This is a genomic window from Weissella paramesenteroides, from assembly GCF_036327715.1.
GTDB classification, from domain to species: Bacteria; Bacillota; Bacilli; order Lactobacillales; family Lactobacillaceae; genus Weissella; species Weissella paramesenteroides.
Genome location: NZ_CP130559.1, coordinates 373320 through 399564, shown reverse-complemented (window position 1 = coordinate 399564; position 26245 = coordinate 373320). Strand labels below are relative to the sequence as shown.

The window sequence follows — 26245 nt, the reverse complement described above, 5'->3', positions numbered from 1 at the left end:
TCCATTCTAATCAATTTACAAAATAACACTCAAAACATTATACCAAAATCACCCGTAAGCGGGTTAGTTTGCTACAATTATATAAATAGTTCTTACAAATATAACTTAAATATTTAGGAAGGCATGATTATGAATCCTGAAACTCATGATAATGTATCTCGTTTAAATCGACATAAAGAAAATCAAACAACTGATCAACCAATTAGTCGTCAATCACGATTAAATCAGAAATTAAAACAGACAGATATTCAATGGCTTGCTTTAATTATTGGTGCCATCGCCCAAAATATTATTTGGTGGGTATATCCCTTAATTTATTCAAAAAACCTAGCCGGTGGTCAATGGCAGCATAACCCCTTGTTAATTTCGTACAGCATTATTATCGCCATTGCGATATTCTTGACATTTAACCGTGGCTTTTCACGCTGGATCAATTATGTTGTTATTTTATTTCCTTTATTGTTTTTATACTTCTTATATAAACAATTTACTGGTCAACAGGTTATGTTATTAGCACTACTGCCGATTGCGCTACTATTAATAAATATCCCATGGCTAAATTTGCAAAACGTACTTGGTCTAATCTTATATTCAGGTATTGCAACTATTGTCATGCCCGTTGTCATTTTTTACCAACAGAACACGTATTTGACACAACCATTTATTATTAGCTTACTACCATTATTTTTCAGTTACTTATACTTTATGAGTAGTGTATTTGTAACTGAGGGACGTAATAAACGACTAACTTCACTCGTTTTTGGTGTTATTTTGTTATTAAACGTCTTAACTTTGCCATGGAATTTTTGGACAATTCTAACGATGATTATCATCATATTTACTTGGATGGTCTTAATTAATTTCAATTTAAAACAACGTTACCGTATGGTATTCTTTACTGTTTTACAGGCAATGACAATTATGGTTATTTTTTTACAACAACACTAACCTTAAAAGAACCGAAATGATTTCTTATTTCGTTCTTTTTTCTTTCAAAAAACATATTAACGTTTTATAATATATTTATGGATGAAAAATTATCAGAGTTTTTTAAGCTATTTTCAAATGTTTTACGACTAAAAATTTTAAAGATTTTGGCTGATCATGAACAAAACGTTTCGGACCTAGTCACAGCTACGGGCTATTCGCAATCAAACATTTCTCAACAATTGAAGATGTTAAAACAAGCCGATATCGTTAGCTCCCATAAGCACGGCAAACAAGTTTTTTATGTGCTAAAGGATGACCATATCCGGTCTATTATTGCATTAGCTACGACACACTTGGAGGAAAAATTATAATATGCATAATCATCACGAGCATGCAACCGTTCCAAAAAGGCAATTACCTTACTTAACTGGCATTATTCTAAATACTGCTTTTATCATTGCTGAAATGATTTTTGCACATTATGCGCATTCAACAGCATTGTTTGCAGATGCCCTGCACAGTGTTAGCGACGTTGCCTCATTAATTTTGGCTTGGGCCGCCGTCGTTGTTTTTGGGCTACGAGCGACAACAACGCACACCTATGGCTGGCATAATGCAACCATTTTGGCTAGTTTTATCAATGCCCTCTTCTTACTAGTTGCTGTGTTTGTTATTTGGTATGAAGCAATTGTTAAATTACTAAATGGTGGTGCTGAACCAGCTGGAAATTTAATTATGATTGTATCAGCTTTCGGAATCGCCGTTAACTTTCTAGCAGCAAAATTCTTCGCAATGGCTGGCGACCATAAGTCAGATATCAACGCTAAAGGAGCTTATGTCCATTTAATGGCCGACGCGGGTGTTTCATTCGGTGTGGTTATTGCTGGTTTACTAACGATGCTAACAAAATGGTATTGGTTAGATCCCGTAGTTTCAATTATCATTGGTATCGTTATTATCGTGTCATCATGGGATATTTTTAAACAGTCCATTTTACTAATTTTTAATGGCGTACCAGAAAATATCGATGAAGAAACCGTTAAAAATGCAATTCTTGATAATCCAAAGGTTATTAGTTTACATGATTTGCATATCTGGGGAATTTCTACTACAGAAACCGCATTAACTGTTCATCTTGTCGTAAAAGACCCTAGTGATATGTTGCTACTCTCTCAACTTGGTCACATGCTACAAGATGATATGCATATTCAGCATACAACGATTCAATTGGAACGTAATTTACCTGATGAACCATGTAATGATATTTAAATTTACAAGGTTATAAAAAAATCGAAATTGGTTAATATAACCAATTTCGATTTTTTATTTATTCAGATAATTCTAGAACAGCCACATAAGGTAAGCCACGATAATATTCATTATAGTCCATACCATATCCGACAAGGAATTCATCAGGTACATGTGCCCCAATAAAATCTGGTGTAATACCACCTGCCGAAGCAGAATGCCGTTTATCTGTTGCAACAGCAACATATACCTTCTTAGCACCGCGTGCTTCAAAATCGGCCTTTAAATAACGTAACGTTAATCCTGAGTCAACCACTTCATCTAAAATCACAACTGTCCGGCCTGAAAGGTCGACTTTCAAATCTCTTTGAATCGTAATATGGCCGGTTGATTGGTCACCAACATAACTAGATACATCAATGTAATCAAGCTCAATTTCTCGATTCATGGCACGCATTAAATCGGCCATCCACATATATGCACCCTTCATCACACCTATAAATACTGGGCGTTCAACATCAACTAGTACTTCATTGATTTCATCTGCAACACGTGTGACCATTTGATTGATCTCATCTACAGATAAAACGGTTCGTGCTAATCTCATTTCAGACATGCTTACTCCTTATTCCAAATATCAAATAGGATAATGGTTTGTTCATTTGATGGTCCCACTGCAAATGTGTATAGCGGTACACCAATTAATTCTTCAACACGCTTCAAATAATTTTCAGCATTAGCTGGTAACTCATCACGTGACTTAATACCAGTAATGTCTTCTGACCAACCTGGTAATTCCTCATATACCGGCGTAACCCGTTGTACATCTTTTAAGCTAGCTGGATAGTGCGTAATTCGTTGACCATCTACCTCATAAGCCACTGCAAGTTTCACTGTCTCTAGTCCTGACAAAACATCCAAACTGTTTAATGATAGGTGCGTAAAGCCACCAATTCGAGCTGAATGACGTAATACAACCGTATCTAACCAACCAATACGGCGTGGTCGCTTTGTCACAACACCATATTCATGACCAATCTCACGAATACGATCACCTACTTCATCAAATAGCTCTGTTGGAAACGGACCATCCCCTACTCGAGAAGTATAGGCTTTCGCAACACCAACAACGCGTGTAATCTTTGTTGGCCCAACACCGGCACCAATCGTTGCCCCACCACCAACAGGCGATGAAGATGTCACATATGGATAAGTTCCTTGATCAATATCCAACATTGCACCTTGGGCACCTTCAAATAATACGCGCTTGTTTTCATCCAAATACTCATTGATCAATACTGTTGTATCAACAATATATGGCTTTAATTTTTGACCATAGGCGACGTATTCAGCCACTAATTCTTCCAAATCAAATGGTGCATGATCATAAATTTTTTCAAGCACTTCATTTTTTTCTGCCAGAACATTAGCTAAGCGTTCACGTAAAATTTCTTCATCTAGTAGATCAACAACTCGGATACCCACACGCGCTGCTTTGTCCATGTATGTTGGCCCAATGCCACGACCAGTTGTACCAATCTTACCATCACCCTTCTTAGCATCAGCTAACTGATCAATCAGCATGTGATATGGGAAGATAACATGCGCGCGATCTGAGATACGAAGATTTTCGGTCGTTACCCCTTTTTCTTGGATTTCATGTAATTCAGCTAACAATGCCTTTGGATTAACAACGCATCCATTTCCAATCACTGCTAACCGATTGGGATTAAAAATACCAGATGGTACAGAAGATAACTCAAATTTTTCCCCATCCACATAAATAGTATGACCAGCATTGTTACCACCTTGATAACGCACGACCATATCAGAGTCTTGTGAAATAAAATTTGTTATTTTACCTTTCCCTTCGTCTCCCCATTGACTACCAACAACTACAATCCCTGCCATAATGGCCTCCTATTTTAAAATTCGTTAAACACGAACAATCTAAACAATTTCAACACCTAGTTAATTTTAGCAACAAACGTTATCTGTTTCAACGTTCTTTCGCTAAAAGTTCGACTTTTAATCGTTTAAAGTTGATTATTTCTGGATGCTAACAATTAAAAAGCCGATTTTTTGCTTTATGCCGAATAAAAAAAGCACAAGACACGAACGTCTTGTACCCAATCATCTATTTATTAGATTTAATTGCTTTATGGATTTCCCAATAAACATTCGGAACTAACGCTAATCCAATGGTAATTAGCCATTCCCAACCATTTAATGGCACAAAACTAAATAACGTTTGTGTAACTGGCAGAATAACCAAAAGGACTGATAATGCAGTAGCTAAAATCGCCATTAGTACCAGCATTGGATTCATACTAAATTTAATTTTAAACATTGAATGGTCACTACGAATATTAAAAACATGCAAAATTGAAGTTAATGACAAAACAATAAATGCCATCGTATTACCTGCTGCTGGATTGCCAGTGTGTATACCATATCCTTGAGCCAGCAAGCTCACGACTGAGAACAGCATCACATTGATGATGATTTTCCCAGCTAGCCCATTCGCAAAAATACTTTCTTTGGGACTAATGGGTTTACGATTCATCACATTATCATGAACCGGTTCACGACTAAGGGCAAAGCCAGGCAATCCGTCAGCGACTAAGTTAATAAATAACAATTGTGTGGCAATCAGCGGTGATCCCCATCCAAATAACATGGCAGCAATAATAATAACAATTTCCGACATGTTGGCACTCATCAAAAAGTTAACTGTTTTACGAACATTACCGTAAATACCACGGCCTGTTTCAACCGCATGCACAATTGTCGCGAAGTTATCATCAGTAAGCACGATTGCTGCTGCTTCACGAGCAACGTCAGTTCCAGTCTCACCCATCGCTATCCCCACATCGGCTCGACGTAAGGCTGGTGCGTCATTCACACCATCACCAGTCATGGCAACAACATCACCTCGTTTCTGCCATGACTTGACGATTCGAATCTTGTCTTCTGGTGTGACACGAGCATAAACAGCATACTGAGTAATATGCTTATCAAGTTCTTCATCAGACATTTTATGTAATTCTGCACCCGAGAGTGCTAAATCGCCATCACCTAAAATACCGATTTCACGAGCAATCGCACTAGCGGTTACCACATGATCTCCTGTAATCATTATCGGTTTAATACCTGCAGCTCGAGCCTCGGCAACTGCGGCTGCCGACTCTGGTCTTGGTGGATCAATAATTCCCACCAGCCCTAGTAATGTCATATCCTTTTCTAATTCATCTTCTGTTGGTTCAGCAGAGATATCAGACAATTTAACGACACCAACCGCAATAACTCGTAAGGCATTTGAACCAAATTGTTCATTCATTTTTTCTGCTTTTGCATGACTCTCTGTTGGAAACTTAGGTAACAAGACATCAAAAGCACCTTTTGTAACCGCTAAATAGCCGTCATCAATGCGATGAACTGTGGTCATTCGTTTTCTAGTTGAATTAAAAGGGATTTCAAAGACTTTTGGAAAGTTACTTTGCAATGCTTCATATTCAGAATACTCACCTAAAGCATTAACCATGGCAACTTCTGTTGGTAAACCAGTGACTTCATCGTTATTTTGCGTGACATTCGTTGATAATGCACCAAACTTTAAAACATCTGGTAGCTGATGTTTCAATTCATCATCGCTAGATACCTGATCATTTTGTGCATCCCAAACTTTACGAACCGTCATCTTATTTTGGGTTAATGTCCCAGTCTTATCAGAGGCGATTACTGTGGCTGATCCTAGCGTCTCAACAGCTGGTAAGCGACGTACAATGGCATGTCTTTTGGCCATCTTTTGCACACCTAAAGCCAAAGTAATCGTCACGATAATCATCAAAGTCTCTGGTACAACTGCAACAGCCAATGACACTGCAGTCATAAACAACGTCAGTAATGGTTCACCCGCTGCAATACCTAGCCCGATAACGACTAAGGCTGATAAGATTGCAATGACGCTCAACCGCTTACCCAGTTGTGCTAATCTAATTTGTAGTGGTGTTTGTTCACGTTCCTCATTACCTAATAAGCCTGCAATCTTCCCCATTTCTGTCTGCATACCCACGGCGGTAACAATTCCTGTTCCACGACCGTTTACGACAGCTGTACCACGATACACCCGATCTAAACGATCTCCTAACGGGTCATCTTCTGATGAAATTTCTGACTCATCTTTTTCAATGGCATCACTTTCACCAGTTAATGCTGACTCTTCGACCCTTAATTCATTTGTTTCAATCAATTTTGCATCAGCAGCAATTTGTTTACCATTCTCAAGCACCAAGATATCACCCACGACAATATCGGTAATAGGCACTGTGGTTACTTGGTTGTGACGTTTAACCATTGCTTCTGCATGCTCCAATCCCTTTAAAGAGTTTAACGCTGCTTCTGCACGACCTTCTTGATAAATTGATAGCACTGAATTAATAATCACAATTGCAATAATTAAGACACTCTCAAAATAATGACCATTATTTTGCATGATTGATGTTATCAGCGAAATAATTGCGGCAATAATCAAAATAATTGTGGCAACATCGCTCAAACTACGTTTAATTTTCTTACCTAGTGATTCCTTTGGCGCTTCATCAAACTCGTTTTTCCCGTACTTATCTCTTGCTTGCTGCACTTGAGCATCTGTTAATCCCACTGAAACAGTTGTTGGTGCATGATCTCTTCTTAGTTCTTCTTTCATATGACTCTCCTTTTGCAATGCGAAAAAATTTGTATCCCTTCTCTAAATTTTAACAAACTTTTGCTTATTTGTAAATTTTTAGGCTAAATCGTAACTTTTCGTGCTGTAAAAATTGGAGAGATAAGTGTTTATGACAGAAAAAAAGTTGGAACATTTTCTTCTGTCCCAACTTATCGTTGCATTTATGATTGATTCTATTGTTCAGCAAATTCTGCTTGTAGTGTCGCTTGCTCTTGGCGATATTGATTAACAATTCTTTCTGTTAACCCCGGCTCCATCTGATCGAGCATCACACCGAGCGTCCGCATAGCTTGCTCGTAGTCATAACCCGTCTCATAATAGTACCGTGCCTGTTGTGTTGCCTGAGCTACGGCCGGATTATCGCGATACAGCAAAGCTTTACGAACGAGGCGTTCCGTTACCGTTGCTGCCTCAATCAAACTATCTGTTCGTTCCTGCAACGTATCCAAATCGGCAGTCACAATACTCAATTGACGTAACACATCATCAACGTTTACTCGTGACATATCAATTTGCTGCTTAACACGTTCCAACTCATCACTTACTGAGTAAAAGATCGATAAATATGTTTCTGGCAAACCGGGTAGTCCTTGACGTTCAAACGCTCGCTGTATCAAGCGTAATTTATCTGACAATAAGGTCACACGTTTCTTTGACTGTTCTAATTGTCCTGGCAATTCTTGATACATTTGCCAACGTGCAATTTGTTCACGTTCAATACGCTCCAGATCTTTTCGAATATCAACCTGTTCACTGATCAAGTTAGAAAATACAGCATCATGACGCGCAATTTTATGCTTTAATTCTTCAAAGTTAACCGTATTATTTGATAATTGAATTTCCCAACTACGTATCTGGCCAACCTCATCTTTAGAAAAAACAAAATCTTGATTCAAACGGTCCAACCGTGCATATAATTCATGATTTTGACGTTTATTATGCGCTAAGAATCCTGTCAAATTTTCATTGTTTTCCCAGACAGTTTGCGCAGCTTTGGCCTCTTTATCAAACGTTTCATATAAAATTTCCGTTTGACCTTCCATCCGAGTAATTTCTTCTGAAACCTTTTTTAAAGTTAATTCCTTCAATAACTCTAAAGCTTCTTCTAACTCTTTGCGAATGTTGGCAAGTTCCTTATCAACATTCGTTTCAAATTTAAATCCTTCAGCAGACATTTTATCATATGCATCTTGCAATTCTGATAACTGACCAGGAATTGTATCATGCAATTTGTTGAAAATATCGGGTATTTGTTCAATTCGTTGTTCTAATTGATTAGTTTCCATCCCCAATGTTTCGTAAATACCTGCAGCGGTTGCGTGATCACCAGTCTCAGTTAAACGTGCAAATTCTGCAAAATCATCTTCAAGGGAACCAAGTATTTCTTCTAACTTATCAATTGCTGGCCCAAATGCAAAATTTTGTGACAACAACACTTTTCTTAGTTCTTGATATTTGCTTTCCAAATCCTTCACTGCCTGCTTATGGGCAGCATCTAATTGTTCTAAGTCGCTTAGCCCTTGGTTTACCACATCAATAATTGCTTCTGCATCACGAATTTGTTGTTGTAAACTTTTCATGCCTTGGGCAGTCTTTAGAAAGTTTAACCCTTGAGAATCAAATAACACGGTATTTGCTTTCAAATCAATATTATTAAATTCACTTGTTTCCAAATGATTGTATTTTGCTTCCAACAATTGAAATTGCTTCAAAGATTGTCCCGTTAAGCTCAACTGGCGACCTTTAACTAACCGATCGCGCATTGGAATCTCAGCCAACTGGGCTTTCTTTTGAATTAATTTATTAACTTTTCGCGCAGTCAACCGTTGAGAGACAAAGATAATCAAATAAATGGCTGCTACAACAATAATCAAGCCAATTACAACATGTCCAATCTGTGTCATACTCTTTTATCTGGTGAACAATAATCACCATACTCCTAACTATCGGGAATTCTAATAAGATTAGCGTACCACGTGAACTCTATTACATGTTAATTTTTAACATTTGTTTAGACTTTATTTGGCGTTCTTTAACATTTTTTAACTTATTCTCTCATTTTTTCATGAAAATAAATACCATAAGTCTGTTTGTTGGTTATCTGAAAGTAGCAAAAAAGCCAAGGCAATTGCCTTGGCTTTTTTTATTGTGTCGCCACAATCCAATATTATGATAAAAATTATCCAATACGGTTGTAGTACTCAACGATAAGGGCTTCATTGTACTCGTGATCCAATTCAGCACGCTCTGGTTCGCGAACCAAAGTTCCCTTTAATGTATCTTTATCAAATTCAACGAATGGTAGTGTTCCAGCTTGTGCTTCCACAGCAGCTTGGATGTAAACATTCTTTTGTGACTTCTCACGAACTGAGATTTCTTGTCCAACAGAAACTTCGTATGAAGGAATATCCACACGCTTACCATCAACTAAGATGTGACCGTGGTTAACAAGTTGACGTGCTTGTTGACGCGTTGAAGCCAAACCTAGACGGTAAACAATGTTATCCAAACGACGCTCTAGCAATGACATGAAGTTGTCACCGTGAGTACCCTTACGAATCTTACCTGCCTTCAAGAACAAGTTGTGGAATTGACGCTCAGTCATACCATAAGTAAAACGTACCTTTTGCTTTTCAGCTAATTGGATACCATAATCTGATGGCTTTGAGCGACGGCCGGCACCGTGATCACCAGGTGCATAATTACGGCGAGCAAGTTCCTTACCAGTACCTGATAATGAAACACCAAGACGACGTGACAAACGGTACTTAGGACCAGTATAACGTGACATATTTAAATGTCCTCCAGAATTTTTTATTTTGTTGAATTCTAGAGAGTTGCCTCACATTCGTGCAATTCACCCAAACTTTCACCGCTGCAGCGCGGGTACTGGTGTGTTCTCCGCCATATTTGAAACGGGTCGGTAAATTGTTGACGAGCTTGCGGACAACCCGCTGCAGTTTTCAACACTCCAAGTATTCTATCAAAATATTAGCTAATAAACAAGCATTAAATAATAATTACGGTTAATCAAGCGCTACCAGCATCATGATTTTTCCATGTAAAATTCAAATCTTGAACCAACATATTGGGTCTGCACATATTCAAAGGGCACCCCTTTTGCATCATAGGTAATTTGCCGTAAGACTAAAACGGGATCACCGCGTTTGATAGCTAGGTATTCTGAAACTCTTTCCTTAACTGCTGCTGCCGTCACGGTCTGTTGTGCACGACCAATTTTCAATCCACGTTCTTCAGCAAGTGTTCGATACAATGAATCAGTCAACGCACTTCTTGATAATCCTTCAATGAGTGACTCAGGAATTGCCGCAACTTCAAAAGCAATTGGCTCATCATCACCGTAACGAACACGCTCCATTCTAAGCACACGTGCGTCTGGTGCTAATTGTAATTGTTCCTGTTCTGAATTAGTCGCCCGACCAGCATGAAAACTAATTGTCTTAGATGTGGCTTTTTTCCCTGCATCTGCCATCAAGTCCGTGAACGATGTAATACCATTCAAATGTTCCTGGACCTTTTGCTCGGATACAAATGTTCCTGAGCCCACACGTCGTTCTAGAACGCCTTCATCTACTAATAACATAATAGCTTGACGTAATGTCATACGAGAGACACCAAACTGCTCAGCCAATTCACGTTCTGCTGGGATTCTATCTCCAGGTACCCACCGACCTGCGTCTATTGCTTCACGAATTTCATCATGAATTTGAATATATACCGGAGAACCCATATTTTTTACTCCTTTGTTTCAACACCGTCTTGCTTTGAAAAACGACGGCCCATGCTATAAGTTGCTTGTAATTCAGTTAAATCAGCATTAAATACATTTAAATCGGCATCTTTTCCAACAGTTAAAGTACCTTTTGTTTTTAAGCCAAATTCAATTGCTTGATTGACCGAAGCCATTTGAATTGCCTCGTGAACGCTAGCGCCTGTAAATGCCATTATATTTCGGAAAGCATCATCAAATTCTAAAACGGATCCTGCTAAAGTACCATCTTCTAAGCGAGCTTGCTTGTCCTTCACCCAAACTTTTTGGCCACCTAATTCAGATTCACCATCACCAAGACCTTTGGCACGCATTGAATCTGTAATCAAGTCAATGCGCTGGGCTGACTTTAATTTATATGCCAAATTTACCATATCTGGATAGACATGGAAGCCATCGACAATCAATTCTGTACGAATATGGTCTTCCAACATTGCATGACCTGTTACACCAGGCTCACGATGTGCCATTGGGCGTTGTGCATTATACAAATGAGTAATATGACTTGCCTTTGAATGATCCTGCAAGAATTCACGTGTCGCATTTGAATGCCCGATTGAACCAATAATATTATTATCAGCCAGATAATTTTCAAATGCCACAACATCTTCAGCTTGTTCTGGTGCATAAGTAATCAAGCGCACACGATTTCCAGAAAGTTCATTCCACTTCTGGACGAGTTCCTTACTAGGCGCAATAATGTATTGCTCTGGTTGCGCACCTTTGAAATGGGGATTAATGAATGGTCCTTCCAGATGAACACCCATAATTGCTGGCTCTTTTTCAGCTGCTTCATTAACAGCTACCATCGCCTTTGAAATATTTTCAACTGATTGCGTCATGGTTGTAGGAAATACAGATGTAATTCCTTCAGAAATTTGGCCATGGACCATTTTAATAATGTCCGTTGCCTCTCCGTCCATTGTATCAAAGCCATAGGCACCATGTGTATGAACATCAATGAATCCTGGCACAATGACTTGACGATCAGCACGAATCAACTCATCTACTGAAGTTGACACTAATTCTGACATTGGTCCCATGGCTTCAATTTGATTGTCAAATCGAATGTAAGCATCCTTTATCACTGGTCGTTCAGCTTCTCCAGTATAAATTGTTGCATGCGTTAAAACTTTACTCATGATATATTCCTCTTATTCCTTCAATGACGCAAGCGGATATCAACCGTCTGAAATTTACTTCTAATTGTCTTCAAGTTTACACGGTCTAGACCGATTTTTCTAGTCAGATCTGCTCCCCAAAATTAAAAAACATAACTTTCTGCCTAAAAAAGAAAGTTATGTTTATCACATTAATACGTTTTAATTTTTACTAATCTGCTGCCAAAGCATCAATTGGATTTAGCTTAGCTGCGCGACGTGCTGGCAATAATGCTGCCAAGAACGAAATAATGAGCGCTAATACTAAGGTTGTCACAACATTACCAAATGAAATTTGAATCATATCGAACTTTGCAATCTTATATAACGCTGCATTCAAGATTGCACCGATACCATAAGCGAAGATAACCGACAAAACGAAACTTGATAACCCAATTAGCAATGATTCTGAAGTGAATAAACGACGAATGTCTTTCTTACTCTCACCTAACGCACGCAAAATACCAATTTCTTTCGTACGTTCTGAAACTGACATGAACATGGTAACAATAATCATCAATGCTGAAACAATCAATGAGATTGCGGCAATTGCAGCCAAGACGTCAGTAGCTAATGTCACGATTGTATTAATCGTATCCAATATTGAACCAACGGTAACGGCAGAATAAAGGCGTTTGTTATCATCACCCTTTAGCTTAGCAATACGCTTTTGGAATGGTTTAACTGCATCAGCATTTTTAACACTAACTGTTGCTAAAGCCGCATTTGTTGAGGCACCAGCTGCTTTATAAGCATCACGAACAGTCTTGTAATTAACAACATTCTGTGCACCTGCTTGACCAGCATCTACCACACCAGAAATTTTCAAATTCTTAGTAATTGTAACTGGTGTTTGACCGTCATCTTTGACCGTCACCCAGGTTACTGTCATAGTTTTACCAACCACTGACTGCCAATTTTTGGTGTTAAACTTCTTAGCAACCGTCTTCTTATCGACAACGATTTCATTTTTACCAGGAATATGGCCGGCCTTAACAACATTTTTCTTGAGTAATGCTGACCAAGTTTGCACTGATGTTAACGTGTAGTCCTCATTATTAAGTTTTGCCTTCATACCTGAAATTTGATAACCAGGAACAACTTTTTTAGCCCCCTTAACATTCTTAATCTGTTGCAATTGTTTATTAGAAATTGTTGTTTTATCAAGATCCGCACCTGTGCCTCCGGCTGCAGCAGTTGGATTACCACCGCTATCTTCATCTTGATAACGCATCACTGCAATTGCTGTCGGATTCGCTAATGAATTGACCTGATCATTAATGTAGGCCTTGACCCCATTTCCCAATCCAGAAAACAGCATAACCGCAAATAGCCCAATCGCTGTTCCTAACATAATAAGTGAGTTACGCCAAAAACTAAAGGTCAAATGCTTATAGGCGTTACGATAAGATGCACTGGCTGGTAATGGACGATCAGTCATACGATTATCATGTTCAGGTACATTGTAAGCCTCACGCAAGTGCCGATCATCATCAATCTGACCATCAGCCAAATGAACAATGCGAGTACCATGATCAGCAACCTCTTGTGAATGTGTAACAGCAATGACTAAGCGACCCTCAGCGGCGATCTCATCCAAAATACGTAATACATCAGCCGTATTTTCTGAATCCAACGCACCTGTTGGTTCGTCAGCAATAATAATTTGCGGATCAGATGCTAAAGCACGAGCAATTGCGACACGTTGCTTTTGACCACCAGACAGCTGGTTAGGGTGCTTTTTGATTTGCTCAGCCAACCCCACTCGTTCCAATAAGGAAGTCGCATGCTTAACTTTTTCAGCTTGTGACAATGAAGTCATTTCTAATGACACCATGACATTTTCCAAAACAGTTAAGTGGCTGATCAAGTTATATGATTGATAAATATATCCAATCGTTCCCCGGCGATATTCATCAAGTTGCTTCTCTTGCTTGTGATCCAATAATTGACCGTCAATAGTGACAGATCCTTCAAATTCACGATCCAATCCACCAATAATGTTCATCAAGGTTGACTTACCACCACCAGATTCACCAAGAATTGAAACAAATTCTCCCAATTCAAAATCTAGATCGATTCCCTTTAAAACAGGGAACTCTTCTTTGCCAAGATAATACGATTTATGTATATCTCGTAACTCTAAGTATGCCATCGATTCTCCTCCAGCCTTTATTTACACTGCGATTTATGGTTCTTAGTGTAACCTGTCTATCAAACGAACGTCAAGAAAGTCATGTTAGTTCTTCATTAGCAAAAAAGTTGGAACACCTGCTTTTGTCCCAACTTCATTTTAAGAAATTAAAATTTATCTAACAGATTAACCTTTTTGTCACACAATACCTAGATAAACCGTTACATAATTTTTTCAAGTGTTTCTAGTACCCCCTCGTGATCACTATCATTTGTCACAACATTATAGCCACGGCCGAACAAGCGGTCATCAGAATTTGGCATGATATAGACGTTGCCCGCAAGCTGCATCATTTCTAAATCATTCATGCCATCCCCAAAGACTGTTAAGTCTTCAGGAGCTAGGTCGATTTGGTCGATCAACATAGTTAAACTAGTTGCCTTATTAACACCCTCAGCTAAAATATCAACAGTCCCATAACCAGAAGTAGTCGCATGTAGTGGTAATTGATTATCATCAATCAACGCAATGGCTTCCTCTGAATGAATTGGTGGAAAAATTCCGGTCACACTAGTTAACAACTCTGGAATATCAGTTAAGTGAGCCACTGTCTCCATATTTGGATAAACTTGCGCCATGTAATCTTGCATATTTTCAGGTAACTCTTGCAATCCAGCCAAGTTATACATGTTATCAGCTGAAAAAGCAATGACACCGATTGTCTCAAAGGCATCACTAGTTAAGATATCCTCCAACTTTTTCAAAGCCGATGCGTTAATATTTCGAACATGTAATTGCTCAGATCCTTTAACCCGCCATGTCGCACCATTCCCAGTGACCAAATGCATCCGATCAACTAATTTGCCAAACTTATTGCGAACCCAGTTTTCGTCACGGCCAGTGGCTATGGCAAACTGATCGCCTCTCTCATCAAGTTGATCCAAAATAGTTGTAAAACGTGCCACGTTAAATTGGCGTTCTGAATTTAAAAATGTTTGGTCTAAATCTGTCACAAATAAGCGTGTCATTCTAGTTCTCCTTTTGCACTATTTTATAGCGATGCGTTAATTGCTTGTTGAACAGCTGGCTTCTCTTCTGCAATTAGTGTCACACGACTTGCAATAACATTAACATCCATTGTAATTTCACGAGTTAAACCTGGTGTCTCCAACTTTGGCTCAAAGAATGCTTTGAATTCTGATAAACGGTCAGCTGTTTTGAAAATCCGGGCTGTTACCGTAATGTAGGTTGTAAACTCCATATCACCACCAACTGTCTTTTCAAGCCAATCCCAATCATTTCGTATCCAATCCCAAGCAAGTTGTTGCCCATCTTCATTTGCGAGTACGCCTTGATACCAACCACGTAAATCTTGTGGTTTAATTGTCTCACTGTCTTCAAAATGACTAACAATTTGTGTCAACAAAGCTTTATCTGACGTCTTTGTGAGTGCTGACATGATATCACGTTGATAACCACCATCTGAAGTTGTACGATAGTCGGCCAACAATTGATCAAACAATTCTTGATTGCCGAAGTGCTTTACTTCATTAGCAAGGACAATGGCCCGAATGTCGGCAGGCAACTTAACAAGGTTCGGTTGATTTTCTTGTACTAGTGCATGTGCTGATGCAACAGCTTTTTGATTTTCACCAAACAACGCTGCATCAGCAATAACTGGCCGACTGACTTGATCATCAATCGTTTCAGCTGGCTTTTTATGCCAATCTAGGCGTGCAAATTGTGATGCTGATAGCTCATTTACTAGTTGCTTAAATGCCTTCTCTTCAGAAGTATCTGGTGTCATAAACTTTTTCAAATTACCAATTACTTGATAGAGTGCCGTGTTAACAACGCCTGACTGACTAGTTGCAAAGTTGCGTAAGATTGGCACAACCACTGCGTATGAGATTTGACGTCCTTCAGCTAATAAACGTAAATCTTGTAGCAATTGCAATTGGGTAATGGCACTTAAGCTATCAACATGATTTAAAATATCCTGTAATAATGCTGGCTCATAATTGACAATAAAGTGAGCCGTATTATCCACATTTAATCGGAAAGGTGTCCCCGCAACTTGACGTAATTCTTCATAGTCACCAAGCACTAATTGCTGCGTAACCATTAGTTCGGGTATATCCGTGTAATTACTGTGCAACGGAATTTGCCACTGACGCTTCTGATCAACCCCATCACCAATAAAGAATTGCTCCTGAGATAATGTTAGTTTATCATTAACCACTTTGACGTTCACAACCGGATATCCTGGCTGTTCTAACCAAGTACTCATCATTGCAGTTAAGTCAATTCCTGCCGCTTTACCAAGTGCTGCCCACAAATCAGAACCTTTAGCATTTGCAAATTTATGAGCCTCAAAGTAATCTTTCAAACCACGACGCAATGCATCGTCACCGATTAACGAACGGACCATCACTAACATGCGCGATCCCTTGGCATAAACGATTGCGCCATCAAAAATAGCATCAATTTCTGCTGGCTTCTCAACTTGTACATGGACAGATTGCACACCATCAGTCGCATCACGTTGCAAGGCAGATGCTGCCTCTGATGTTTGGAAAGTTTCCCAAATATGCCAGTCTGATTGTAACGCATCAATCGCCACATATTCCATCATATTTGCAAAACTCTCATTTAACCATAAATCGTCCCACCACTGCATCGTCACTAAGTCGCCAAACCACTGATGTGCTAGCTCATGTGCTATCACTGTCGCAACACGTTGCTTCATTTCAACTGATGCATTTGCCTCATCAATCGCTAAGTAAGCTTCACGGTAAGTAACTAATCCCCAATTTTCCATTGCACCTGCTGAAAAATCAGGCAGTGCTAATTGCCATGAATGTGGTAATGGATATGGTGTTTGGTAATAGTCTTCATAAAATTCAATTGAACGTTTTGCAATGTCCAAGGCAAAATCTAATTCTGATGGCTGATGAGCTTTTGTTGCAAAGACCCCAATCTGCACACCACTATTTGTCTTGGTCAACTTGCTTTGCATCTCACCAAATGCAAAAGCAACTAGATACGTTGACATTTTAACCGTTTGTGCAAAATAGTGAACCCCATCGTCCACCTTTTCTTCAGGCATATTAGCAATAATTGTTTCATTTTCATGTTCATCATATTTAATAGCCAATGAAAAAGTTGCCTTAGCGGCTGGCTCATCAATACTTGGAAAAGCTTGACGTGCTGCGGTAGTCTCAAATTGCGTACCAATCAGTTGCTTTTTTTGACCATCAATTTGATAGTACGAAGGGTAGATGCCCATCATCGTATCTGTCAGTGGGGCTGTATAATCAACTACAATCGTCAATTCGCCTGGTTCAGGAGCAGTAAATGTAAGGGTTTCATCCTCATCATTTGTTGTGGCGATAACCGTTTGACCATCAACGGTAACATTATTAATCGACAAGTATTTTTGATTCAAAATAATTGCCGTTTGTGTTGCAGATCCTTTAATTGTTGTTTTACCTGCAATAACTTTTGTTTCTCGATTGATATCTAAAAAGATATCATAATGAGTTGGTCGAAAAATGTCGACTAAACGCTGTCCTTCTACCATAAATCCATAATCCCCTTTTTATGCATCGCTCAGTATCAAACTGATTGATAAATATTCTATCTGTTTTCATTTTATCATAGTGTTATGAACAGTGTGATTGCTGATTGTTTGTGTATATAACAAAAAAGCAGAATTTTGGAACGCGTTTATACTATCAAACTTACCCGTTTATAATTAATATGTTTTTAGTTTAACGTATAAAAAAAGACTGACAGAAATTTGTCAGTCTTTTTAATCAATAGCTCATCAGGGAGTCGAACCCTGGATGCCGGTGTGAAAAACCGGAGTCTTAACCGCTTGACCAATGAGCCAATATTACTTTGTTGCCTCAACAACATAAATAATAATACCAGCTTCGCCAAACGTTTGCAAGCTTTTTTTATAAAAATTCCAATTTATTCAAATTCAGCATTCTTGACCATCGTCGCTGTGATTGTATCTAACAATAATTGGTTTAAACCGCCTTTTGTTAGTACATCAAAACCAGCAGCAGTTGATCCACCAGGAGTCATTACTTCGTTAGCCAAATCTAATGGTGCTTTCTTTGCCTGAGCCATATGCCGGGCAGTTCCAGCAACTGTTTGTTCTGCTAGTTTAGCCGCCACCTCATCAGTTAATCCTTTGGTAACCCCAACCTCTTTTAAGGCCTCCGTAAATGCAGCCACAAATGCTGGTCCAGAACCTGCAATAGCACTAGCAATACCAAATTGTTCTTCAGTTAATTCATCAGTACGACCCAACTCCAAAAACAACGCTGCTACTGCCCCTTTAATGTCCGCATCAACATCAGCATCAAATGCCAATGCTGTATAACCATAGTTAACCGCAACATTAACGTTAGGTAATGCACGCGCAACCACCACTGTCTTCCCCAATGACTTATGCAATTGGTTCAATGAAATCCCACCTAAAACTGAAGCAACAATGACACTTGGTTTGATTAAAATACCAGGTTGTAATTCGCGCGCAACCGCTTCTAATTGTGCTGGTGGTGTGGCTAATACGACCAAATCAGATGTTAGCCATACTTCCAAGGCAGAATCTTTTGCTTCAATATGTAGTGACTCTGCAACCTTATGGCCAGCATGTGGTGAATAAACGACCTGTTGAATTTCCTGATTACCTGACCAACCCTTGATCATGGCTTGTGCCATATTACCTGCACCAATAAATCCGATAGTTAGCATGTGACACCCCTTTTTTCAATAATTATGTTTATCATAACATAGCAGCAATAAAAAAGAGTCCGACAAATGGCCGAAATTTTGTTCACTATACTGTGAAAAATAGACAACCATTTGTCCAACTCTTTTATTTTATGAAAATCCTTCACGTTCAGATAGCGAGAACGATTTATTATGGTATCGCATCGACATGATCAATCCAACTCCAATCATGTTTCCGATTAGGGCTGAACCACCTTGAGAAATAAATGGTAGTGGAATTCCAGTTAGTGGTACTAACCCGATATTCATACCAATATTTTCAAAAATATGGAACAGTAGCATCATAACAACACCTGTTGCGATATATGCGTAGAATTGATTTGATGAATCAAAGACCACCTGAATGATTTGATAAATGAGCAAAAAGTATAGAATCAGCAGCAAAACACCACCAACAAACCCAAAATTTTCACCAATTACTGAAAAAATCATGTCGGACTCACGAACAGGAACATTAACGTGAGAAACATTAAATCCTGTTCCCGTAATTCCTCCAGAGCCAATGGCTTTCATTGACTGCCATAGCTGATAAGCACCATTTGATGTATCATTCTGTGGATTCAACCAGGCGTCTATACGTGTAAATTGATAGGCTTTAAAACCTACCTGTTCAAGCAAATGACGTCCCCAAGTCTGGGTAACGAACAAAATAGCAACAGAACCTAGTGAACCAACAACCGCAATAATAGGTGCAAGATATAACCATGATAGTCCTGAGACCAAAGTCATACCGAACACCACTGCAATAAAGACTAAATTCGTACCAAAATCACTACCATTTACAACTAATACCGGTAATGTCCACAACACAATCTTCCATAGTAATCGCCAATCCGATTTCATGGTGTGGTTAGGGTTCGAGATATTGTGATCAGTAATTACCCTAGCTAACATAATAATGAAAGCTGGCTTCATAATCTCAGCTGGTTGGAAAGTAATTGGACCAATGGCAAACCATTTTCCACCGGTACTAGCATAATAAGATTTCGAATAGAAGAATAGCACGGCAATCATTAGTACCATACCAACCGCAAAAGCATATGGTGCGATTCGCCATAACTGTTCGGAATCAAACTGCATGATAACCATGACACCAATGATACCAACGACATAATAGGCTAATTGTAGTAATACCATTCGTGTCACATTAACACTAGCATCATGGGTTCCAGCGACATACAACGACGCTAAACCAATCAGCGCTAACATCATGACAACGAAAATGATTGACCAATCTATTTCACCACCATCTTTTGAGAAAAAACGTTTGAGCATGTTTCCCCCTTTATTTATTGGTTTATTTAACTGATTAGTGATGCAAATTAAATTCTGCAAGTAAACTTGCAACTGCATCATCAAAATTATCTGCTGTTGTTTGATGTCCATCAGCAAATGTCACAACAAGTGGTGAATTTTTCTCGTCAACTGTTCCTAATGTCACCTTATTAATCATAACTTCTGAAATGCTATCATCTAACTCATTAATTTCAACAGCAACTGGTTTATTTTTTCGTGCCATATTTACCTTCCTTAATTTGCATGCATGTGGGCAAGCAACATACCTGCTCCCTTAGCAACGTTATCTAATGGTTTTTCTGAAATCATAACAGGTACACCCAGGTGTTGCGCAATCAACTTATCAACACCACGTAATAATGCACCACCACCTGTTAGCACAATCCCTCGATCAATGATATCCGAAGCTAATTCTGGTTGGATTCGTGCCAATACCGCATGTGCTGCTGTTACAATCTGCGTTAATGTGTCATGCATCGCCTCTTCAACTTCATTAGCATTTAACGTCACTGTTCGTGGCATCCCAGTAAAACTATCACGACCGCGAACTTCCATTTCTTCTGGTTCATCAAGTGGTGTTGCTGTACCAATCTGAATCTTTATTTGCTCAGAAGTACGTTCACCAATCATCAGACCATGATCATTTTTGACCATGTTTGAGATATCCACATTCATTTTATCACCAGCAATGCGAATGGACTCTGAAGTCACGATATCACCTAATGAAAGTACAGCAATATCAGTTGTACCACCACCCATGTCGATTACCATTGATGCAATGGGTGAAAAAATATCTAATCCAGCACCAACCGCAGCTACTTTTGGTTCGTATTCTAAATAAACCTTACCACCGCCAGATTTTTCGGCTGCACCGATAATCGCTTTACGTTCAATACTTGTGATGTTTGTTGGTGCACAAACCATAATATTTGGTCGTGACATAACACCTTTCACATTTAATTTTGACATAAATCGTGACAACATTGCCTCTGTCATATCAAAATCAGAAATAACACCATCTTTTAATGGACGAACAGCCCTAATATTTCCCGGGGTACGCCCAACCATTTGATAAGCTTCCGTTCCAACGGCTAAAATCTTTTCTGTTTTTGTATCAATCGCCACTACAGATGGTTCATTTAAAATAATACCTTCCCCATCAACATAAATCAGCACATTTGCCGTTCCTAAATCAACGCCGATTTCTTTGGCCATGAAATTCACCTCTTATTTTTTATCGAGCAAGCTCGTTCAAATTTCTAATTACTATCTTTAATAGTATAAACCATACACACGAAAAAATCTTGAAAAATCCGTATCCGTTATCTTTGTTTGCCGGACCTTAACGAACAAGGTAAAATAAAAGAAAAACATTCGCAAAGGAAATTAGGATAATGAAGCTAACTCTACGAGAAATGGCGACGATTTTAAACGCGCCAATTCAAAATGAAGCAGATGTCGCTGTCACGAGCACCGCATTTGATTCTCGCCAAGTAAAACCTGGTGGTCTCTTTATACCTTTGGTAGCTGATAATGATGGTCATCATTATGTTGATGCGGCTGAAAGTAATGGTGCAACTGTTGCTTTATGGCAAGCTGATCATCAAAATGTACCCAATCATCTGCCAGTCATTATTGTGCCCGACACGCTTGCAGCCTATCAACAATTGGCTAGCCACTACCTATCCCAAGTTGATCCTTTAGTTGTGGCAGTCTCTGGTTCAAATGGTAAAACCACGACCAAAGATTTCATCGCTGCGATCGGACAAACAAGCTACAAAACCGTCAAAACTCCTGAAAATTTCAATAATGAAATTGGTGTCCCACAGACTATTCTTTCTATGCCTACTGATACTGAACTCTTGGTGATTGAGATTGGCATGGACCATCCAGGTGACTTAACGTTCTTATCAAAGCTAGTAAAACCAGACATCGCTTTACTAACAATGATTGGTGAAGCCCATATTGAATTTTTCAAGACCCGCGAACGGATTGCTGATGGAAAAATGGAAATTATCAATGGTTTGAAGGAGCATGGTCACCTAGTCTTTAATGGAGATGAACCATTATTGCTTGAACGAGTTGGGCAACATGCTCATTTACTACACGATTCATTTGGATTAAATAGTACAAATGATCTATTTGCCAGTGAAATTGACATGACCCCCGTACAAGCCAATTTTAAAACCAATCAAAGCGCACAACGCTTCACTATTCCAATGACTGGTCGCTACAATGTAACAAATGCCCTTTCTGCGATTACCGTTGGACACCTGTTACACATTTCGGATGAAAAAATTGCCCAGGCCCTAGCCGAGGCACCTATTACAGAAAATCGTACTGAGTGGTTAGATGGTCAATTTGGCGGTAAAATTCTTTCTGATGTTTATAATTCTAACCCAACTGCTGCAAAAGAAGTGCTCCATTTCTTTGCAGACACACCAACTCAAGGAAAGCGCATTGCCGTCTTAGGTGACATGCTACAGTTAGGTGATGCATCACCAGCATTGCATGCTAGCCTTATGGAAAACTTGAACCCAGATAAAATTGCTCATGTTTATTTAGTTGGTGAGGAAATCAAGTCACTTGAAGAAGCCTTACAACCCATTTATCCAACCGGTACGGTAAAGCGATATGCGATTGATGATCCAGAAAGCTTATTGAAGGATCTACTCGCTGACCTAACACCTGATGATACCATTATGCTGAAAGGTTCACATGGTGTGCATCTTGAAAACATTGTCAATCAATTAAAAAAATAATTATTCCATAGAAAAATCAGTTAGAAATTATGTATAAAATTTCTAACTGATTTTTCTGTTATTACAAATTAAAATATTGCTTTAAGTACGCAGCAACACCATCTTCATTATTCGTTAATGTCTCTGCCTTTGCTACTTGCTTAATTTGCGGAATGGCATTTCCCATTGCAACACCAATCCCAGCTTGCGCAATCATCTCAAAGTCATTTTCTTCATCCCCAAACGTCATCACATTATCCAACGTTTCACCAAAATGGGCCATCAATTGCGTTAATCCGCGTGCCTTATTGACATTATTTGGCAAAAATTCCAACAATTCAGCGCGTGAAGGAACAATATGCAATAAATCGTTCAACTCAGCCGGCATCTCTTTGCGAACACGCTGGACAACTTCTGCCGGTGCTGCACACACTGCTTTACCAAACGTTCGATCTGCTGGTAGGTCATCAAATGAAACATCCGTGAATGGTAAAACCGCCCCCATTGTTGATTCATATGCCGATTTTCCTAATGTAATCAATGAATAGACCTGATCTGCCCCAATCACATCAATAGGATAATGTCGATTCTGCGCATCCTGATATAAAGCAGCGACTTCATGTTTACTGATGGTTGTTTGTGCTAAAATGCGCTGTGTTTGATTGTGTTGAATTAAACCACCATTAAATGTAATGGCATAATCTGTTGGCTCAAATAATTCTAACTGTGTTAACAACTTCTGAATGCCTTGAATTGGACGCCCTGTACATAAAACAATGCGCTTACCCATTTTGTGCAGTTGTTTCAAAACACGTTCATTTTCTTCTGAAATTTCTTTAGCCGAATTTAATAATGTATTATCAAGATCAAGCGCAATTGTCGTAATCATCATTAGCCATCCTTTTAAATATTGATACATTTATTATACCAGTAATCGGAAAAACATTTTTTGTACAAGAGAGAGCGAGACAAAAGTTGTTTTGAAGCCGGTGTGTAACGTGATTTGCGTCATTTTTGGCCGAAGCAAAGCGAAGGACAGGAATGGCGTAAATTGCGTTACATTGAGGCTTCAGACTTTTGGAACGCGTTTAAGAGGGAGTGTGACAAAAGTTGTTTTGGAACCGATTGTAACGATAATTAGGCGGTTTTGGTTCGTAGCAAAGTGGAGAGCCAGAATCGCCTAATTGTTGTTACAGCAAGGTTTCAGACTTTTGGAACACGTTGATGCTATCAAACTGAAATGCTTTTAATTAAGATATTTTTAGCAAAAAAGTTGGAACATTTTCTTTTGTCCCAACCTCTTCTTATCTTTTAATTATTGATAATTTTTAAACAGACTTGATGTAATTAACACCATCTGCTGCGGGCGCCTTTGACTTAGCAAAGAAGATCACTAAGACCAAAATTGTTAACACATAAGGCGCAATTTGTAAGTAAACCGCTGGAATTTGGTCAATAACTGGTAATTGTGCACCGACGATCGCCATCGATTGTGAGAAACCAAAGAATAGCGCTGCTCCCATCGCACCAATTGGATTCCAACGACCAAAAATCATTGCTGCCATCGACATATAACCTTGACCAACAATGGTTGATGCAGAAAAGTTTCCAGCAATTGATTGTGCAAATAATGCACCACCAATACCACCAAGCACACCTGAAATCAGCACACCTGAATAACGTAATGTATATACTTTCAACCCTAATGTATCAGCTGCCTGTGGATTTTCACCGACAGAACGCAGACGCAACCCAAAACGAGTGTTGAATAATACCCACGATGCAATAAATGCAATCAAAATAGCTACCCAAGCAGTTGATGATGTTTTTGTAAACAAGACAGGACCAATAAATGGAATCTTGCTTAACCCAGGTACATTCCAGTAACCAAAGTTTTGTGAAATCATTGAAGTTTGTCCCTTACCATACATTAACTTAATGATATACACACCCAAAGCTGGTGCCATCAAATTCATAACAGTACCTGAAACAATATGATCTGCACGTAAGGTAACCGTTGCCACTGCGTGTATCAGTGAGAAAACTAGCCCAATAACACCACCAGCAATTAAACCTAACCAAGGTGTCGCACTACCAAATTGATCTGCGAAAGTTAAGTTAAAGACAACACCTGCAAAAGCTCCCATAATCATGGTTCCTTCCAAACCAACGTTAACGACACCCGCACGTTCTGAAAAAGTACCGCCCAAAGCAGTAAAAATCAAAGGTGCTGAGTAAACTAGTGTACTTGAAATCACTAATTGTAAAATTGTTTCCACACTCATGATTACTTTGCCTCCTTTTGATTAGCTTTTATTGCTTTCTTTTTCTTCTTATCTTTATCCTTTGAATCATCTTCATCTAACTTAACTAAAATCAAACGAATCAAATAATTTGCACCAATGAAGAAGATAATCGAAGCAGTCACAACTGAAACCAATTCAGTAGGCACCCCTGTCGCTAGTGGCATGCCTAACCCACCAACTGATAGAACTGAGAACAGGAAGGCAGCGAAGATGATTCCTAGGAACGAACCTGATGCTAATAGTGCAACCGCCATTCCATCATAACCAACTTGTGGTGCTGCAGATTGTGAGAAGATATTTAGATAGGTTCCCAATCCTTCTGTTGCACCAGCTAAACCGGCTAACGTACCAGAGATTGTCATTGCCGTAATCGCATTGCGCTTAGCTGACATACCCGCATAGCGAGCAGCATTGGGATTTAGTCCGACAGCCCGAATTTCAAACCCCAGCGTTGTGCGTTTCATGATAAACCAGATGGCCAATAGTGCAACGACTGCAATGATGAAGCCGATGTTCAATCGTGAGCCACCAGTTAAATTAGATAAGAAATCCCAGCGGAGTGAATCCGAATTACCCAATGTCTTGGTCATATCTGTCGTTGCCATCAGTTTATTAGGCAATCCTTGGACAATCGCATTACCACCATATAAAGCGATGTAGTTTAACATAATTGTTGTAATAACTTCAGAAGCTCCAAACTGTGCCCGTAACCATCCGGGAATATACCCCATAACGGCACCACCAAGAGCACCAATAATTACCGCAACTGGAATTAAAATCCAAGGATTCATCCCTTGATTGGCCAATACAAACCAAGTCGATGCAATCCAACCAACCCAAACTTGTCCTGAAAGCCCAATGTTAAAGAAGCCAGCAGCTTGGGCTACCAAAAATCCAGCAGCTGTCAAAATCAAGGGGGTCATTGCCCGCAATACTTCACCAATGTTTAAAGAAGATCCCAGTGCTGACTGAAGTAAACTGATATAGCCCGTAACGGGGTTAAATCCTGATATCAGCATGATGATCGCACCGACCATCAAACCAAAGAATACAGCCAAGCCAGCGACGAGACCAGTACTATATGAATTAATTTTATTCACGA

21 protein-coding genes and 1 tRNA gene are annotated in these 26245 nt (G+C 39.2%); 4 read left to right on the top strand and 18 right to left on the bottom strand.

The window, feature by feature from the left end:
• Positions 1 to 129: 129 nt before the first annotated feature.
• The 3 genes from QRX23_RS01815 to QRX23_RS01805 all read left to right on the top strand — a co-directional run bounded on the left by QRX23_RS01815 (position 130) and on the right by QRX23_RS01805 (position 2199).
• Positions 130 to 948: a membrane protein gene (locus tag QRX23_RS01815; protein WP_040760955.1), complete on the top strand. Its 819-nt coding sequence runs from the start codon at positions 130 to 132 to the stop codon at positions 946 to 948.
• Positions 949 to 1025: 77 nt separating this feature from the next.
• The gene (locus tag QRX23_RS01810) at positions 1026 to 1301 is read left to right on the top strand and encodes an ArsR/SmtB family transcription factor (protein WP_002828613.1); all 276 of its coding nucleotides are present in this window, start codon (positions 1026 to 1028) and stop codon (positions 1299 to 1301) included.
• Between the two features lies 1 nt (position 1302).
• The gene (locus QRX23_RS01805) at positions 1303 to 2199 is read left to right on the top strand and encodes a cation diffusion facilitator family transporter (RefSeq protein WP_330155734.1); all 897 of its coding nucleotides are present in this window, start codon (positions 1303 to 1305) and stop codon (positions 2197 to 2199) included.
• Positions 2200 to 2257: 58 nt separating this feature from the next.
• On the opposite strand, the gene QRX23_RS01800 is transcribed toward QRX23_RS01805, so the two are convergent.
• The 15 genes from QRX23_RS01800 to mreB all read right to left on the bottom strand — a co-directional run bounded on the left by QRX23_RS01800 (position 2258) and on the right by mreB (position 21311).
• Positions 2258 to 2794 carry a phosphoribosyltransferase gene (locus tag QRX23_RS01800; protein WP_002828615.1) on the bottom strand — a complete coding sequence of 179 codons (537 nt, stop codon included), beginning with the start codon at positions 2792 to 2794 and terminating at the stop codon, positions 2258 to 2260.
• A gap of 2 nt (positions 2795 to 2796) precedes the next feature.
• The gene (locus QRX23_RS01795) at positions 2797 to 4089 is read right to left on the bottom strand and encodes an adenylosuccinate synthase (protein WP_330155733.1); all 1293 of its coding nucleotides are present in this window, start codon (positions 4087 to 4089) and stop codon (positions 2797 to 2799) included.
• 226 nt (positions 4090 to 4315) lie between these two features.
• Positions 4316 to 6886 (bottom strand): cation-translocating P-type ATPase, encoded by a 2571-nt coding sequence (locus QRX23_RS01790; RefSeq protein WP_330155732.1) that lies wholly within the window; start codon positions 6884 to 6886, stop codon positions 4316 to 4318.
• 194 nt (positions 6887 to 7080) lie between these two features.
• A complete protein-coding gene (locus tag QRX23_RS01785; protein ID WP_330155731.1) occupies positions 7081 to 8811 on the bottom strand; it encodes a septation ring formation regulator EzrA in 1731 nt (576 codons plus the stop codon).
• Positions 8812 to 9086: 275 nt separating this feature from the next.
• The gene (rpsD, locus tag QRX23_RS01780; RefSeq protein ID WP_002828620.1) at positions 9087 to 9698 is read right to left on the bottom strand and encodes a 30S ribosomal protein S4; all 612 of its coding nucleotides are present in this window, start codon (positions 9696 to 9698) and stop codon (positions 9087 to 9089) included.
• Between the two features lie 255 nt (positions 9699 to 9953).
• Complete coding sequence (locus tag QRX23_RS01775; RefSeq protein ID WP_140837133.1) at positions 9954 to 10658, bottom strand: GntR family transcriptional regulator; 705 nt, start codon at positions 10656 to 10658, stop codon at positions 9954 to 9956.
• A gap of 5 nt (positions 10659 to 10663) precedes the next feature.
• Positions 10664 to 11839, bottom strand: a complete 1176-nt coding sequence (gene nagA, locus QRX23_RS01770) for an N-acetylglucosamine-6-phosphate deacetylase (RefSeq protein WP_330155730.1) — start codon at positions 11837 to 11839, stop codon at positions 10664 to 10666.
• Between the two features lie 190 nt (positions 11840 to 12029).
• On the bottom strand, positions 12030 to 14012 hold the full coding sequence (locus QRX23_RS01765; RefSeq protein WP_330155729.1) for an ABC transporter ATP-binding protein/permease: 1983 nt from the start codon (positions 14010 to 14012) through the stop codon (positions 12030 to 12032).
• A gap of 200 nt (positions 14013 to 14212) precedes the next feature.
• Complete coding sequence (locus QRX23_RS01760) at positions 14213 to 15019, bottom strand: HAD family hydrolase (RefSeq protein WP_330155728.1); 807 nt, start codon at positions 15017 to 15019, stop codon at positions 14213 to 14215.
• A gap of 23 nt (positions 15020 to 15042) precedes the next feature.
• Positions 15043 to 17574: a M1 family metallopeptidase gene (locus QRX23_RS01755; RefSeq protein WP_330155727.1), complete on the bottom strand. Its 2532-nt coding sequence runs from the start codon at positions 17572 to 17574 to the stop codon at positions 15043 to 15045.
• Positions 17575 to 17813: 239 nt separating this feature from the next.
• Positions 17814 to 17885 (bottom strand) — tRNA-Glu (locus QRX23_RS01750).
• Between the two features lie 84 nt (positions 17886 to 17969).
• Positions 17970 to 18761, bottom strand: coding sequence for a pyrroline-5-carboxylate reductase family protein (locus tag QRX23_RS01745; protein WP_330155726.1), 792 nt, complete (start codon positions 18759 to 18761; stop codon positions 17970 to 17972).
• 129 nt (positions 18762 to 18890) lie between these two features.
• Positions 18891 to 20075 (bottom strand): FtsW/RodA/SpoVE family cell cycle protein, encoded by a 1185-nt coding sequence (locus QRX23_RS01740; protein ID WP_330155725.1) that lies wholly within the window; start codon positions 20073 to 20075, stop codon positions 18891 to 18893.
• Positions 20076 to 20109: 34 nt separating this feature from the next.
• Positions 20110 to 20319, bottom strand: coding sequence for a DUF2969 family protein (locus QRX23_RS01735; protein WP_002828628.1), 210 nt, complete (start codon positions 20317 to 20319; stop codon positions 20110 to 20112).
• Between the two features lie 11 nt (positions 20320 to 20330).
• Complete coding sequence (gene mreB / locus QRX23_RS01730) at positions 20331 to 21311, bottom strand: rod shape-determining protein (RefSeq protein WP_002828629.1); 981 nt, start codon at positions 21309 to 21311, stop codon at positions 20331 to 20333.
• 179 nt (positions 21312 to 21490) lie between these two features.
• Between mreB and QRX23_RS01725 the strand changes: the two genes are divergently transcribed.
• Positions 21491 to 22858 (top strand): UDP-N-acetylmuramoyl-tripeptide--D-alanyl-D-alanine ligase, encoded by a 1368-nt coding sequence (locus tag QRX23_RS01725; RefSeq protein ID WP_330155724.1) that lies wholly within the window; start codon positions 21491 to 21493, stop codon positions 22856 to 22858.
• A gap of 61 nt (positions 22859 to 22919) precedes the next feature.
• On the opposite strand, the gene QRX23_RS01720 is transcribed toward QRX23_RS01725, so the two are convergent.
• From QRX23_RS01720 to QRX23_RS01710, 3 genes are all read right to left on the bottom strand, one after another.
• Entirely contained in the window at positions 22920 to 23729 is an 810-nt protein-coding gene (locus tag QRX23_RS01720; protein WP_408068654.1) for a Cof-type HAD-IIB family hydrolase, read from the bottom strand.
• Positions 23730 to 24165: 436 nt separating this feature from the next.
• Positions 24166 to 25122, bottom strand: a complete 957-nt coding sequence (locus QRX23_RS01715) for an ABC transporter permease (protein WP_002828632.1) — start codon at positions 25120 to 25122, stop codon at positions 24166 to 24168.
• A gap of 2 nt (positions 25123 to 25124) precedes the next feature.
• The gene (locus QRX23_RS01710; RefSeq protein WP_002828633.1) at positions 25125 to 26243 is read right to left on the bottom strand and encodes an ABC transporter permease; all 1119 of its coding nucleotides are present in this window, start codon (positions 26241 to 26243) and stop codon (positions 25125 to 25127) included.
• Positions 26244 to 26245: the final 2 nt, after the last annotated feature.